This is a genomic window from Micrococcus sp. Mcc28 (genome assembly GCF_024519775.1).
Classification (GTDB): domain Bacteria; phylum Actinomycetota; class Actinomycetes; order Actinomycetales; family Micrococcaceae; genus Micrococcus; species Micrococcus luteus.
Map to the genome: position 1 here is coordinate 1 of NZ_JALJRH010000051.1, position 378 is coordinate 378.

At 62.7% G+C, this 378-nt stretch carries 1 pseudogene; it reads right to left on the reverse strand.

The annotated features are described in order from the left end of the window. Positions 1-230, reverse strand: a pseudogene (locus NR073_RS11060) (MFS transporter); the annotation flags it as partial. Between the last annotated feature and the right edge of the window lie 148 nt (positions 231-378).

The window sequence follows — 378 nt, forward strand, 5'->3', positions numbered from 1 at the left end:
GAATAGATCCCCAGCAGCACACCGCCCACCGGGCGCATGAAGAAACCCACGCCGAAGGTGGCCAGGGCCATCAGCAGCGAGGTGTATTCGTCTTCCGCGGGAAAGAACTGGCGAGCGATGAAGCTGGCGAGAAAGCCGTAGACGATGAAGTCGTACCATTCCAGGGCGTTGCCGACCACGGCGGCAACCACCTGCCGGGTCCTGGAAACAGAGGGAGTCGAGACGCTCATGGGATGTTCCTTGGAGACTTTTGAGCCTTCTGGCGGGCTCGCTAAAGTGCCGGGCGCCTACAACACGCCCGGGGCAGTCAGGGACACGGGAACAGGAAGGGTCAGGACGGTTTGAGCCAGCTTTCCGCCAGGGCGCCCCAATAGGCCG